Origin of the sequence: Rhodoferax lithotrophicus (assembly GCF_019973615.1) — a bacterium.
GTDB classification, from domain to species: Bacteria; Pseudomonadota; Gammaproteobacteria; order Burkholderiales; family Burkholderiaceae_C; genus Rhodoferax; species Rhodoferax lithotrophicus.
On the sequence record NZ_AP024238.1, the window covers coordinates 1,956,966 to 1,971,046 of the forward strand.

General features: G+C 58.0%; 14 protein-coding genes. 7 read left to right on the forward strand and 7 right to left on the reverse strand.

Annotated features, from left to right (window positions below; translation table 11 throughout):
* Position 1 precedes the first annotated feature (1 nt).
* Positions 2–769: a GGDEF domain-containing protein gene (locus LDN84_RS09065; RefSeq protein ID WP_223911426.1), complete on the reverse strand. Its 768-nt coding sequence runs from the start codon at positions 767–769 to the stop codon at positions 2–4.
* A 214-nt stretch (positions 770–983) separates the two neighbouring features.
* Here LDN84_RS09065 and LDN84_RS09070 point away from each other — a divergent pair, with 214 nt between their 5' ends.
* Complete coding sequence (locus LDN84_RS09070; RefSeq protein ID WP_223911430.1) at positions 984–1,439, forward strand: thermonuclease family protein; 456 nt, start codon at positions 984–986, stop codon at positions 1,437–1,439.
* Here the strand turns inward: LDN84_RS09070 and LDN84_RS09075 are convergent.
* From LDN84_RS09075 to gpmA, 3 genes are all read right to left on the reverse strand, one after another.
* Complete coding sequence (locus LDN84_RS09075; protein WP_223911434.1) at positions 1,429–2,181, reverse strand: HesA/MoeB/ThiF family protein; 753 nt, start codon at positions 2,179–2,181, stop codon at positions 1,429–1,431. The two genes, LDN84_RS09070 and LDN84_RS09075, sit on opposite strands and share 11 nt — an antisense overlap.
* Before the next feature lie 9 nt (positions 2,182–2,190).
* Positions 2,191–3,663, reverse strand: a complete 1,473-nt coding sequence (gene ctpA / locus LDN84_RS09080; protein ID WP_223911439.1) for a carboxyl-terminal processing protease CtpA — start codon at positions 3,661–3,663, stop codon at positions 2,191–2,193.
* Positions 3,664–3,747: 84 nt separating this feature from the next.
* Positions 3,748–4,491 (reverse strand): 2,3-diphosphoglycerate-dependent phosphoglycerate mutase, encoded by a 744-nt coding sequence (gpmA, locus tag LDN84_RS09085; protein WP_223911442.1) that lies wholly within the window; start codon positions 4,489–4,491, stop codon positions 3,748–3,750.
* A gap of 97 nt (positions 4,492–4,588) precedes the next feature.
* Here gpmA and LDN84_RS09090 point away from each other — a divergent pair, with 97 nt between their 5' ends.
* From LDN84_RS09090 to nadA, 6 genes are read left to right on the forward strand one after another with little or no spacing between them, the layout of a single operon-like run.
* A complete protein-coding gene (locus LDN84_RS09090; protein WP_223911446.1) occupies positions 4,589–4,996 on the forward strand; it encodes a rhodanese-like domain-containing protein in 408 nt (135 codons plus the stop codon).
* 17 nt (positions 4,997–5,013) lie between these two features.
* The gene (grxC, locus tag LDN84_RS09095; RefSeq protein ID WP_223911449.1) at positions 5,014–5,274 is read left to right on the forward strand and encodes a glutaredoxin 3; all 261 of its coding nucleotides are present in this window, start codon (positions 5,014–5,016) and stop codon (positions 5,272–5,274) included.
* A gap of 34 nt (positions 5,275–5,308) precedes the next feature.
* Positions 5,309–5,758 carry a protein-export chaperone SecB gene (gene secB / locus LDN84_RS09100; protein WP_223911452.1) on the forward strand — a complete coding sequence of 150 codons (450 nt, stop codon included), beginning with the start codon at positions 5,309–5,311 and terminating at the stop codon, positions 5,756–5,758.
* A 50-nt stretch (positions 5,759–5,808) separates the two neighbouring features.
* Positions 5,809–6,834 (forward strand): NAD(P)H-dependent glycerol-3-phosphate dehydrogenase, encoded by a 1,026-nt coding sequence (locus LDN84_RS09105; RefSeq protein WP_223911455.1) that lies wholly within the window; start codon positions 5,809–5,811, stop codon positions 6,832–6,834.
* A gap of 26 nt (positions 6,835–6,860) precedes the next feature.
* Complete coding sequence (gene nadC / locus LDN84_RS09110) at positions 6,861–7,751, forward strand: carboxylating nicotinate-nucleotide diphosphorylase (RefSeq protein WP_223911458.1); 891 nt, start codon at positions 6,861–6,863, stop codon at positions 7,749–7,751.
* A 31-nt stretch (positions 7,752–7,782) separates the two neighbouring features.
* The gene (nadA, locus tag LDN84_RS09115) at positions 7,783–8,904 is read left to right on the forward strand and encodes a quinolinate synthase NadA (protein ID WP_223911461.1); all 1,122 of its coding nucleotides are present in this window, start codon (positions 7,783–7,785) and stop codon (positions 8,902–8,904) included.
* Positions 8,905–8,914: 10 nt separating this feature from the next.
* Here the strand turns inward: nadA and mutL are convergent, their stop codons facing one another.
* The 3 genes from mutL to LDN84_RS09130 form a co-directional block, all read right to left on the reverse strand.
* A complete protein-coding gene (gene mutL / locus LDN84_RS09120; protein WP_223911464.1) occupies positions 8,915–10,855 on the reverse strand; it encodes a DNA mismatch repair endonuclease MutL in 1,941 nt (646 codons plus the stop codon).
* A complete protein-coding gene (locus LDN84_RS09125; protein ID WP_223911467.1) occupies positions 10,848–12,407 on the reverse strand; it encodes a DNA recombination protein RmuC in 1,560 nt (519 codons plus the stop codon). Before LDN84_RS09125 ends, mutL begins: the two co-directional genes overlap by 8 nt.
* A 308-nt stretch (positions 12,408–12,715) precedes the next feature.
* Entirely contained in the window at positions 12,716–14,056 is a 1,341-nt protein-coding gene (locus tag LDN84_RS09130; protein ID WP_223911470.1) for an anaerobic C4-dicarboxylate transporter, read from the reverse strand.
* Positions 14,057–14,081 lie beyond the last annotated feature (25 nt).

Genomic DNA, 14,081 nt, shown 5'->3' on the forward strand with positions numbered 1-14,081 from the left:
TTCAGTTCACTCTATTCATTGCACTGCCTGATGAACCGACAGAACTTTCACTGGCCAGATTTTCGATCCAAGCGGGATCACCCAATGAGAGTGGGCCAAATAACAAATGTTTTTCTTCGGCACTGACCGACAGAATGGGTTGAGGTTCAATGCAAACACAGTCGCGTCCTTCGGACTTGGCACGGTACAACTCCAAGTCTGCTCGATCCACCCAGAGTTCTGGGGTTGATCGCACCCAACGCGGTGCATAAGCGCCGCCAATACTGATGGTGATCTTGATGGTTACCCCGGAAGAAATCGGGATTTTCATGGCGCTGAGGGATTCACGGATACGCTCAGCCACTTGATGGCCGTAATAACCTTGACAACTGGGCAGGATGATGACGAATTCTTCACCACCAAAACGCGCGACGGTGTCCATGGGGCGCACACATTTGATCAGGGTTTTGGCCACGGCTTGCAATACAGTATCACCCGCTTGGTGACCATAGGTGTCGTTGACGGCTTTGAAATGGTCAATGTCAAGCATCAGCAAAAGAGCGGGCTCGCCTGAGCGTGCTACAACTTCAATCTCGCGGGTCAGCACATTGTTGAAAAAGCGCCGATTTGCTAGACCAGTTAAAGGATCTTTCTGGGATAGTTCACAGAGTTTGTCAATGACGGCTTGTAAATACGCCTGTGAACTCTCATCAGGTTCCGGGAGTTGATGGGCACCGTGTTCGAGCAGTGCACGCGCATCGTCCAGCTTAAGCTTTTTCAGATCAATCATGGAAAGTACAGACTGGAATTGTGACGGATTATCTCAATATCGGGCGGACAAAGTCTAACAGGTTCAGGTTTGCGAAGTTACTCCAAACAGGCCGGTAAAGTGGCTGTGTTTGGTTGAATTGCGTGTGATCAATGGGTAATTTGGGGAGGTGTTTGGTATGTGGCGTGGCTTGGTTTGTTGCTGGTTCCTGTGGCCTTTATGGAGTCAGGCAGAAGTGTTTTGGGGCCAGGTGACCCATGTGTCCGATGGCGACACCTTATGGGTTCTACCATCGGGTGAACAGTTACCACGCAAACTGCGCTTGCAAGGGCTGGATGCCCCCGAAATTTGCCAGGCTGGCGGTACTGCGGCACGTGAGGCGCTGGTTCAGTTGGTGGGTAACAAAGATGTACAAGTGAGCGTCAAATACCATGACAGCTATGGCCGTGGACTGGCTCGGGTACGTGTCAATTCGCAGGATGTGGGTAGCCTCATGGTGCAATCCGGCCATGCTTGGTCAAGCCGCTGGCACCGCAGTCTGGGGCCTTATTCAAAAGAGGAGGCCCAAGCCAGAGCGGCGCAAAAAGGGATTTTTGCCAATCTGTCGGCCGAACTCCCCAGGGATTTCCGCCAACGCAACGGGAGTTGCTACCAGCCCCAGCCCAATGGCTCGTACAGCCTCAAGCCTTAGGGCCACAAACCGGGCAATTGGCATGGCGGCTCACACGTACCTCGGTGAACTCCATGCTGCGGCCATCTAGCATCAGCAAACGGCCGGTCAGTGGCCGACCCGCACCGCTGATCAGTTGAAGGGCTTCTGCGGCTTGCAGGCTGCCGATAATGCCTACGAGAGGAGCAAAGACACCCATGGTGGCGCAGCGGGTTTCTTCAAATGTGGCCTCTGGTGGGAACACGCAGGCATAGCAGGGTGACAGCGGGTTGCGTGAGTCATACACCGTGATCTGACCGTCAAAGCGAATGGCCGCCCCGGAAACCAAGGGTTTTTTGTGCGCCACGCAGGCGGCGTTGAGGGTGTGCCGGGTGGCAAAGTTGTCACAACAGTCCACTACCACATCGGCCTGGGCGACCAGTTCATGGAGCAAGGCCGCATCAGCGCGTTTTTGCAAAGGGGTGACTTGCACATTCGGGTTGATGGCTTCAATGGCCACCTGGATCGAGTTCACCTTGGGTTGTCCGACACGCGCCATGGTATGCGCCACCTGTCGCTGCAGGTTGGTCATGTCCACGGTGTCGTCGTCTACCACAGTGATGTGACCCACACCGGCAGAGCCCAAATACAGCGCTACGGGTGAGCCCAAGCCACCGGCACCAATGATCAGTACATGCGCTGCAGAAATGCGCTCCTGGCCTTCAATACCAATTTCATTGAGCAGAATGTGGCGCGAGTAGCGCAGCAGGTCATCATCATGCATGAACGACTTTCAGTTTTCTTTCTTTTCTTCTGGCCGTTCCACCAGTGTTTTGCTGACCATGACGGGTTGGCCTTTGAGCTGATTCAACGCTTGCATCAGCGGAAAGTCATTGACCGTGCCAAATTCTGGCAACTTGCGCTCCGAGGGCGGTTTTTTCATTTCTTCCTCAAGCTTGATACGAGCCTCTTCACGCGCTTTTTCACGGGTAGCGTCTTTGACCTCGTCACCCTGACCATTGTTGAGGTGTTTTTCCAGGTCTGCCTCGCGGGTGCGTAACGCCGCAAACAGGTTGCCTTCGGCAGTTTCATCAACCATCACGTCCGGCACGATGCCTTTGGCCTGGATCGACTTGCCGCTGGGGGTGTAGTAGCGGCTGGTGGTGATCTTGAGGGCCGCTGTGGGGCAGTTGTCCATGCGGAACGCTGAATCCAGGCAAACGGCCGTTTGCACCGAACCCTTGCCAAAAGTCTGGTTGCCCAACAATTGGGCGCGTTTGTGGTCTTGCAAGGCACCCGCCACAATCTCGCTGGCAGACGCTGAGCCTTCATTGACCAGCACCACCAACGGGACAGTTTTGATCGCACCATGGGTGACCTCTTCCAGGTGCTTGAGCGGATCTTGTCCATTCTGGCGCTGGTAATAACGTGGTGAGGCTTTGTAGGTGAACTTGCTCTCCGGCAATTGGCCATTGGCAGAGACCACCGTCACGTTGGCTGGCAAAAAGGCGGCAGAGATTGCTACTGCCGCGTCCAGGTAGCCACCCGGGTCATTCCGTAAATCCAGCACAAGACCTTTCAGCTTGGGGTCTTGTTTGTAAATGTCTTCAACTTTGCGGGCAAAGTCAGCCACGGTGCGTTCCTGGAATTGGCTGATGCGCACCCAGCCATAACCTGGCTCGATCACTTTGGCCTTCACGCTTTGTGTTTTGATTTCTTCCCGGATGATGGTGACCGGGAAGGTGCGGTTTTCATCTTTGCGGAAGATGCTCAGGTTCACTTTGGTGTTGGGCTCGCCCCGCATGCGTTTCACGCCTTCATTCAGCGCCATACCTTTCACGGGGGTGTCATCAATTTTCACGATCAGGTCATTGGGCTTGAGTCCAGCTCGGTAAGCGGGGGAGTCTTCAATGGGGGATACCACCTTGATCAAGCCGTCTTCTTGAGAAATTTCAATGCCAACACCGACAAATTTGCCTGTGGTTCCTTCGTTGAAGTCTTTCAGCGCTTTTTTGTCCAGGTAGACCGAGTGCGGGTCAAGCCCAGCCACCATGCCAGCGATGGCATCGGTGATCAGTTTTTTCTCGTCCACGGGCTCGACATAGTTGGTTTTGATCATGCCAAAAACAGCCGCCAGTTGCTGGATCTCCTCCAATGGCAAAGGAGCCAGCGCACCACGTGCCACGGTTTGCAGTGACACCGTGGTCAAGGCCCCGGCAAACACGCCGACCGAGACCCAGCCAGCGACTTTCAATTTATGACCCATGGTGTTTCCAGCGCTTATGAGCGAGTTGATTCGAGAAGTTGGACCCTGCGCAGGCCGCAGTGTTCCCAGTAGAGCATGAAAAAATCAGTTTTTTCCTTGTGCCGCTACTGCTGCCGCAGCTTTGGCTGCCGCCTCGGCATCACCCAGATAGTAGTGGCGAATCGGTTTCAGGTCGTCATCCAGCTCGTAAACCAGGGGAATGCCATTGGGGATATTCAGACCAACGATGTCGTCGTCTGAAATGTCGTCCAGGTATTTCACCAGTGCACGAATCGAGTTGCCATGGGCTGCAACCACCACCCGCTTGCCGAGCTTGATGGCTGGGGCCAGGGCTTCGTTCCAGAACGGCATGACGCGGGCCACGGTGTCTTTCAGGCATTCAGTCAGGGGGACTTGATCTGGTTGCAGTTTGGCGTAGCGCAAGTCATTGCGTTCACAACGTGCATCGGTGGCTTCCAGTGCCGGTGGTGGGGTGTCATAGCTGCGGCGCCAGATCAGCACTTGCGCATCGCCGTATTGTTTGGCCATATCGGATTTGTTCAGACCTTGTAAGGCACCATAGTGGCGTTCATTCAAGCGCCAGCTGTTCACTACCGGCAACCAGGTGCGGTCCATTTCATCAAGGACATGCCACAGGGTGCGGGTGGCGCGTTTGAGCACACTGGTGTAGGCCACATCAAACTCATAGCCTTCGGCTTTGAGCAGGCGACCGGCATTTTTGGCTTGCTCCAGGCCGGTGGGTGTCAGATCAACATCGGTCCAGCCGGTGAAGCGGTTTTCAAGGTTCCAGGTGGATTCGCCATGGCGAATGAGTACAAGTTTGTGCATATTGAGAGTCAGGGTATCGTAGACGGTTGAGTTCAGGGTGCCAGTACATTCTAAAATGCGCGGCTTGGCTCAAGCTTAACTTCTCAAGGATTCTCAATTGAAATTTATTCTCGACAACTGGATGTTGATCCTCGTGGCCCTTTCCGCTGGCGGCATGCTGCTGTGGCCGATGATCAACGGCGCAGGTCCCGGGGCACTGACGGTGGATGGTGCGGTGCAACTCATCAACCGTGAGAAAGCGGTGGTCATCGATATTTGTGAACCCGCTGAATTTGCGGTGGGACACGTGGCGGGGGCCAAAAACATTCCCATGGGGCAACTCGAAGGCAAATTGGCTGGCGCGGTCAAAAACAAGGCCTTGCCGTTGATTCTGGTCTGTCAGTCGGGTGCACGCAGCAGCCGTGCGCTGGGTATTGCCAAAAAACTCGGCTTCGAGAACGTGCAGTCACTCTCGGGTGGTCTGGGTGCCTGGCGCACCGCCAATTTGCCGATTGAAAAAGCCTGAACCTCTGAAAGTACCTTATGCAAGCTGTCAAGATGTACACCACCGCTGTTTGCCCCTACTGCATTCGTGCCAAACAACTGCTCAAAGCCCGTGGTGTTGAGCAGATTGAAGAAATTCGCATTGACCTGAACCCCGCTGAGCGTGATCAGATGATGGCCATTACCCAGCGCCGCACCGTGCCACAAATCTTTGTGGGCAGCACCCATGTGGGTGGCTGTGACGATTTGGTGGCGCTGGATGCCAAGGGCGGTTTGCTGTCCTTGTTGCAAGCTGCCTGAGTTATTTTCCCGATTTTTTAACTGAAAGACCCCCATGGCTGAAAACCAAGACCCCATTTTCCAAATTCAACGCGTTTACCTCAAAGAGTCTTCACTGGAACAGCCCAATTCACCAGCCATCCTGCTCGAACAAGAGCAGCCCACCGTGGACATCCAGCTGGGCGTGAATGCAGCCCCTGTGGCTGAAGGGGTATTTGAAGTGGTGGTGACCGCCACCGTGCAGACCAAAATCAAGGACAAAACGGTATTTCTGGTGGAAGCCAGCCAAGCCGGCATCTTTGAAATCCGCAATCTACCGCAAGAACAAATGGGTCCAATCATGGGTATTGCCTGCCCACAAATTGTCTATCCCTACCTGCGTGGCAATGTGGCTGACCTGATCCAGCGCGCCGGGTTCCCCCCCGTGCACCTGTCTGAAATCAACTTCCAGGCCATGTACGAGCAACAGCAATCTGCACAGGCAGAACCCACTCTGCCTCAGTAATTTCAAAGCCTTTTGGTGCTCTGGAGCTTATGGATAGTGTGTAAGCAGCTATGAAAATCATTGTGCTTGGTGCGGGTGCATGGGGGACTGCGCTGGCTGTCAGTGCACAGCGCACCGGGCATCAGGTGACCCTTTGGGCGCGTGATGTGGCGCTGGTACAAACCATGCAAACCCGGCATGAAAACCTGCGTTATCTGCCCGGGGTGGTTTTGCCCGATGGCTTGAGCTTCAGTGCCACCCCTGTCAACTTGTTGAATGCCGGGTTGGCGCAAGCTGACCTGGTGGTCATCGCCACGCCTATGGCCGCCCTGCGTCAGATGTTGACGGCAGTGGCTGCCTGCCGCGCCCCGGTGGCTTGGTTGTGCAAGGGTTTTGAGGCCGCTTCTTCTGAAGGTTTTGGCCTTCTAGCCCATGAAATACAAGCGCAAGTAGCTCCTGATTTAAGAGCTGGCGTACTCAGTGGCCCGAGTTTTGCACTCGAGGTGGCGCGTGGCCAACCAACCGCCTTGGTCGCGGCCAGTGTGCATACATCGGTACGCTCGGCACTGGTGGCGGCCTTTCACAGCCCAACGCTGCGGGTCTACGCCAATGAGGACATCGTCGGGGTGGAAGTGGGTGGCGCGGTGAAAAACGTGCTGGCCATTGCCACCGGTTTGTGTGATGGCCTGCAATTGGGTCTGAACGCCCGTGCCGCCCTGATCACCCGGGGTTTGGCTGAAATGACCCGGCTCGGGCTGGCTTTGGGCGCACAGGCCACCACCTTCATGGGTTTGAGTGGTCTGGGCGACCTGGTGCTCACCGCCACCGGTGACCTGTCACGTAACCGTCAGGTTGGTTTGTCACTGGCACAGGGGCACAATCTGAGTCAGGCCACGGCGGCTTTGGGCCATGTGGCCGAAGGTGTGTACAGCGCCCGCACGGTGGTGCAGCGCGCTGCCCAGGTTGGCGTTGAAATGCCGATTGCCCAAGCCGTGGTGGCTTTGCTGGATGCTCAGTTGACCCCGGTGCAAGCGGTGGCCGCGCTGATGGGGCGTGAACCTACCCAAGAGCAGGCCGTGCAAGCCGTATTAACCTGAATTTTTGAGCCATTGGAGCTTTTGACATGACTGCACATTCTGATTTTTCACCCGCCATGGTGGCGGAACTGGCCAGCGCCGATGTGGCCCGTGCCCTGCTGGAAGACGTGGGTGCGGCCGATTTGACGGCGGGCCTGGTGAACCCGCAGACCCGTGCCACGGCCCGGGTGCTGGCGCGTGAATCGGCCGTGATTTGTGGTCAACCCTGGGTGCAGGCCGCGGTGCTTGCGCTGGATCCCACGGCGCAGATCATCTGGCATGTGCCTGAAGGCCACCGCTGCCAGGCGGATCAACAGGTATTTGAAATCCATGGGCAGGCGCGTGCGCTGCTGACAGCGGAGCGCACCGCACTGAATTTTCTGCAACTGCTCAGTGCCGTGGCCAGCAAGACCCATGATTTTGTGCAAGCGGTGCGCGATGTGCCAGGGGCCAAAGCGCGGATTGTCGACACACGCAAAACGCTGCCCGGGCTGCGGCTGGCGCAAAAATACGCGGTGCTTACCGGTGGCGGCACCAACCACCGCCTGGGTTTGTACGACGCGGTGCTGATCAAGGAAAACCACATTGCGGCTGCCGGTGGCGTGACGGCTGTGCTGAAGCTGGCCGCGCAGGTGGCCCCACAAGCCAAGTTTGTTGAAATTGAAATTGAAACCCAGGAGCAGCTCCGTGAGGCGCTGGAGGCGGGGGCCGACATGGTGCTGCTGGACAACATGAGCCTGGCCCAGTTGCACGAAGCGGTGAGCCTGAACGCCGGGCGTGCGATTCTGGAAGTGTCCGGTGGGGTCAACTTGTCCACGGTGCAGGCGATTGCGGCTACAGGCGTGGATCGTATTTCGATCGGGGCTTTGACCAAAGACGTGAAAGCCATTGATTTTTCAATGCGTTTTATGCCTGAAGCGCTTGAAAATCAAGCATAAGCAGCTTTTAAATTTATAGCAAGGAAGGCACATGACAAACACCTTGAAAGAAGTCGACTACGAGCAGCCACAAGCCGCGGGTGACGGTGGTGTCTGTGCCACCAAACACGCCTGGGCGCGGGTTCCGGTAGAACCCAGCCCGGCCGAGAGGGCTGCCCTCAAAGACCAGATTCGTCGGCTCTTGAAAGAAAAAAACGCGGTCATGGTGTCGCACTACTACGTGCACCCCGACCTGCAAGACCTGGCCGAAGAAACCGGCGGGCTGGTGAGTGATTCGCTGGAAATGGCGCGTTTTGGCCGCGATCACGCCGCGCAAACCCTGGTGGTGTCAGGCGTGCGCTTCATGGGCGAAACCGCCAAGATTTTGTCGCCCGAAAAACGCGTGCTGATGCCCGATCTGGAGGCCACCTGCTCACTCGACCTGGGCTGCCCAGTCGATGCATTCAGCGCCTTTTGTGATGCCCACCCGGATCGCACGGTGGTGGTTTACGCCAACACCAGCGCCGCCGTCAAGGCTCGGGCCGACTGGCTGGTGACCTCCAGTTGCGCCCTGGAGATCGTGCAAGCCCTGAAAGACAAGGGTCACAAAATCCTGTGGGCACCAGACCGGCACTTGGGCGGCTACATCCAGCGCGAGACCGGGGCCGACATGTTGATGTGGAACGGCTCCTGCATCGTGCACGACGAGTTCAAGGCCTTCGAGCTGGAAGGTTTGATGCGCGAACACCCGCAAGCTAAGGTGCTGGTGCACCCCGAGTCTCCCGCCCACGTGGTGGCGCTGGCCGATGCGGTGGGTTCGACCTCGGCCATTCTGAAAGCCGCACGGGAGATGGATGCGCAGGAATTCATTGTGGCCACCGACAACGGCATGATGCACAAGCTGCGAACGCTCAACCCCGGCAAGCTGTTTCTGGAAGCCCCAACCGCCGGCAACAGCGCCACCTGTAAAAGCTGCGCCCATTGCCCCTGGATGGCCATGAACGGTCTGGCCGATGTGGCCCGGGTGCTGGCAACCGGGGCCAATGAAGTGCGGGTTGACCCCGCCCTGATTCCCCGTGCGCGCCAGCCGATTGACTGCATGCTGGCCTTCACTGCCGCCCTCAAAGGTGGCCATGATGCGGGCAGCCTGGTGCCGCAGATCGGCGCAGCTTAGCGGGGCGTTTTTAGCGCCCGCGCATGAACAATGCATCAAGCTCGCGCAAGCTCATTGGCCGCCAGGTTGGGCGGCCATGGTTGCATTGATCGGCGCGTTCGGTGGCCTCCATCTGGCGCAGCAAGGCGTTCATTTCTTCCAGACTCAGGCGGCGGTTGGCCCGCACCGCACCGTGGCAGGCCATGCTGCCGAGCAGCTCGTTGTGGGCGCGGGCAATCACCGTGCTGGCCTCATGCTGGCCCAGCTCGGCCAGCACGCTGCGCGCCAGTTCTACCGCATCGCCTTGCGCCAAAGTGGTTGGCACGGCGCGTACCGCCAGGGTTTTGCCTGAAAAAGGCGTGATGTCCAGGCCCAGCAGTTGCAGCGTGGCACTGTGGGCTTCGGCGGTGGCCACTTCCAGCGCTGTGGCGGCAAAGGTGGCCGGAATCAGCAGCGGCTGGCTGGGCAGGGCGGTTGCCGCCGCGTTGGCTGCAGCCCATTGGGTTTTGAGCCGCTCGTAAACAATACGTTCGTGGGCCGCGTGCATGTCCACCAGCACCAGGCCCTGGGCGTTTTCCGCCAGGATGTAGATGCCTTTGAGCTGGCCGATGGCCCGGCCCAGCGGCCAGTCGCCTTCGGGCAGGGGGGCTTCTGATCGGGCTGGTTCAGGTGTTTGCCAAGTTTGCGCCGCTTGCGGCATGGCGGGTGGTGTGGGTTTGCTGGTGTCTGGCGCGGTCTGGCTGATCTGCCAGAGGGCACCCAGGTCACTCACCCGGTGGCCCATCGGAGCTTCAAAATGCATAGCTGCTTGCGCATAGCTTGTCTGCGCTAGAGGCTTGTTTGGCTCATCAACTGGGGGCGCTACGGTGTGCACTGGCTGGGCGCTGGCCTGCGGCTGCGGGGCGGGCGGGGTTTGCCCGGCGCGTGGTGCGGCCAGCGCCGCTTCCACCGCATGGCGCACCGCCTGGTGCACCTCACGGCTGTCGCGAAAACGCACCTCGATCTTGGTCGGGTGTACGTTCACATCGACCCGCGTTGGGTCAAGCTCGACATACAGCGCATACACCGGCTGGCGCTGGCCGTGTAACACGTCTTCGTAGGCGCTGCGGCCGGCGTGGGTGATGACTTTGTCGCGCACAAAGCGGCCATTCACATAGCAGAACTGCAAGTCAGAGCGGGCGCGGGCGGCATCCGGGATACCGGCGCGGCCCCAGACTTTGATGACTGGGGCGTAATCAGGCCGACCGGGTGCGGCGCTGGTGGAGAAATCGACCCAGACCGAGCGCTCGACAAACTCGCTGCCCAGCACGTCGGCCAGGCGCTGCTCCAGCGCGGGCAAGCTGTTGCGCTCACCACAGCGCCGCCATTGCTCGACCAGTTTGCCGTCGGCCCAGATGGCAAAACCGACATCGGGCCGGGCCAGTGCGTGGCGGCGCACGGCCTCCACACAATGGGCTTGTTCGGTGGCATCGGTTTTCAGAAACTTGCGCCGCGCCGGGGTCGAGAAAAACAGCTCTTTGACCTCGACCGTGGTGCCCAGGGCACGTGCCACGGGTTTGAGCTCACCCGTCTGGCCTTCCAGAAGATAAGCATGATTTTGGCCTGTAGCCCTTGATAACAATGCGCAATCAGCAATCGAATTGATAGCGGCCAGGGCCTCGCCGCGAAAACCCATGGTGGCGACCGATTCCAGGTCGGTCAGGTTGCCGATCTTGCTGGTGGCGTGGCGTTTCAGGGCAATCGGCAGCTCGTCGGGCAGGATGCCGCAGCCGTCGTCTTCCACGCTGATCAGGCGCACGCCCCCGGCAACCAAGCGCACGGTGATCTGGCTGGCACCGGAGTCGAGCGCGTTGTCAACCAGTTCGCGCACCACCGAGGCCGGGCGTTCCACCACTTCGCCGGCGGCGATCTGGCTGATCAGCTCGTCGGGCAGTTCACGGATTGGGCGGCGCGGTGGGGTTGGGTTATTCATTGTCGAAGGTTTCAAGCAGGGAGGCGGGTTGGGTCGGGTCAAGCGGGGCCGGCAATTCTTCCACATCGCGCAACTTGCGCTGGATGGCCCGGGTGCGCACGCCAACTTCGTTGAACTTGGCGGCGGCAGTGTCGATGGATTTTTTGGTGGCTTCGACAATTTCGCCAAATTTGTTGAATTCGTTTTTCACCGAGCCCAGCAGGCTCCAGACTTCGGACGAGCGACGTTCTATCGCCAGCGTCTTGAAGCCCATTTGCAGGCTGTTCAACATGGCGGCCAGGTTGGCCGGGCCGGTGATCATGACACGGCAGTCGTTCTGGATGGCTTCGACCAGGCCGGGGCGGCGGATCACCTCGGCAAACAGGCCTTCGGTGGGCAGGTACAGAATGGCAAAGTCGGTGGTGTGGGGTGGCGACACGTATTTGCTGACGATTTTTCTGGCCTCCAGCTTCATCGAGGTCTCGAACGCATTGCCAGCCTGGGCAATGGCCCCTTTGTCGGCGCTGTCATAAGCATCCATCAGGCGCTGGTAGTGCTCCACCGGGTATTTGGAGTCAATCGGCAGCCAGACCGGGTGCTCGTCCTGCTTGCCGGGCAGGCGGATGGCAAATTCCACCAGCTCGTTGCTGCCGGGCACGGTTTTGACGTTTTTGCCGTATTGGTCGATGGTCAGCACGTTTTCGATGATCGCGCCCAACTGCATTTCGCCCCAGGTGCCGCGTGATTTCACGTTGGTCATGACTCGTTTCAGGTCGCCGACACTGGCCGCCAGCGATTTCATTTCACCCAGGCCGTTTTGCACCTGCTCCAGTCGTTCGCTGACCAGTTTGAAGGATTCGCCCAGACGCTGCTCCAGCGTGGCGTGGAGTTTTTCGTCTACGGTGCGGCGCATTTCTTCCAGCTTGGTGGTGTTGTCCTGCTGAATCGCGGCCAGGCGCTCGTTGAGTGCCACGCGCAGTTGCTCGGCGCTTTGCTGGCTGCCTTGCACCAGGCCACTGAGCTGTTGTGACACTGATTCTTGCAGGGCCGAGAACTGGTGTTTGATCTGGTTGCTGTTGCTCTCCAACTGGTCTTTCAACGCGCCTGACATGACTCCGAGCTGGGTATTGATGTCGATTTTGAGGGACGTGAGTGTTTGGCGGGTGGTGTTGCTCAGGGTCTCAAAGCGTTCCTGAAGACGGGTCTCAAACCCGCCCAGGCGCTGCTCCAGCTTGCCCTCAAAACCCTGAAAAGCCGTGAGTAACTCGGTGCGGCCATGGCGCGACTCGGCCACGGTTTGCGTCAGCTTGTCGTCGATGGCCAGGCGCTGGGACTCCAGGCTGGCCGTGGTGGCTTGGGTGAAGCCGCGCATTTGCTGTGCCATGCCATCGAGTGCCCCCTCATTTTTGGCTACGGCTTGTAAGGTGGCACGGGCGGAATGCTCCAGCGCATCCAGCCGCAGCAGCAGTTCAGCCGGTGCTTGTGGCCTGGGCTTGCGCAGCAGCCACACCAGGTTCAGCAGGATAAGCACACACATGCCAAGGAGAAGAAGCTGGAGCAGAGTGTCTTGCATGGACAGATGGGGCGGGTGAGATGTGGATCGGTGAATCAGTGTTCAGACTGATATGAGGTATTCATATGGCTGTAGTACTTATGAAATAAGCGTAACTAGCTATAAATTGAATAGTAAAAAAGCCCTTTAAAAGGCAGCGTACTTTAAACCCAAAAACGCGCTGGCGCATCCCTCACTTTCGTGAGCAGATGCGCCAGCGCGTGGATCATGGCGGCTTGTGCCGCCTTTTAATCAGGGGCGGGCAGTTTAGCCTGCTGGCTTGTTTGCGGGCGGCCTTTGACAGGTTCTGGCGCGATGGATAAGGTTATTCAAATCAAGCCAGCGACCGAGGCCAACAGGTAGCCGATCAGGCAAGAGGTACTGACCCCAATCAGCCCAGGCAGGATGAAGCTGTGGTTGATCACATACTTGCCGATGTGTGTGGTGCCCGAGCGGTCAAATTGGATGGCAGCCAGGTCACTGGGGTAGGTGGGCAGGATGTAGTAGCCGTAAGAGGCTGCCGCAAAGGCCACGATGTAGCCGGGTGGCACACCAATGGCCAGACCCACCGGCACCATGGCACTGATGGCGGCAGCCTGTGAGTTCACCAGCTTCGATACCAGCAGCAAGGCAATGGCATAAGTCCAGGGTTGGGTTTTGACCAGTTCGGTCAGGGCGGCTTTGAGTGCGGGCAGGTTGGATTCAAACACGGTGTCGGCCATCCAGGCGATACCAAACACGGCGACGACCGCAATCATACCAGCGCGGAATACCTCGGTTTTGCCAATGGTGGAAGGGTCGGTTTTGGTGAACAAAATGATCAGCGCACCGGCCAACAGCATGAACATCTGGATGTTCAGCACCATGTTCAGTGGCTTGCCATCAATCAAGGGGCGCAGCCCAGGATAAGCACCCATGATGGCCACCACGGCAATCGCACCCAGGAAAATCCACATGGCCGTCCATTGGTCGCGGCTCAGGGTTTTGTTCATCAGCGTTGTGCTTTCGCCGTAGATGATTTGGCGTTGTGCCGGGTCAGCAATCCGTTGCTGGAATTCTTCGTCTTTGTCCAGATCTTTGCCGCGGAACCAGCTGAAGATGCCAATCATGAGCACCCCCGTCAGTGTGGATGGGATCGTGATCGACAGCACCTGAACAAAATCAATCACATGCTCACCCACCGGTGCTTTGGCCAGGAAAGCCACCAGCGACACCACCGCGACGGAGACCGGGCTGGCCAGAATACCCATCTGGCTTGAAATGGACGCGGCCGCCATCGGGCGTTCGGGGCGGATGTTGTTCTTGATGGCAATGTCATAAATGATGGGCAGCATGGTGTAAACCACATGGCCGGTACCACACATGATGGTCAGAAGGCAGGTGGTGAACGGTGCCAGGATCGATACATATCTGGGGTTGCGGCGCAGCAGTTTTTCTGCGCCTTTGAGCATCACCTCCAACCCGCCAGAGGCTTGCAGTGTGGCGGATGCCGCCACCACGGCAATGATGGTCAGCATCACGTCAACCGGTGGTTTACCAGGCTTCAGCCCAAAGACAAAGGTCATGATGACGATGCCAATGCCGCCTAACAAGCCTAGGGCAACGCCACCTTTTCGAGCGCCATAAAACAGGCAGATCAGAACCACTGTAAGTTGCAGAAAGATGTCCATAGTTAACTCCTTCAAGAAGACTTGA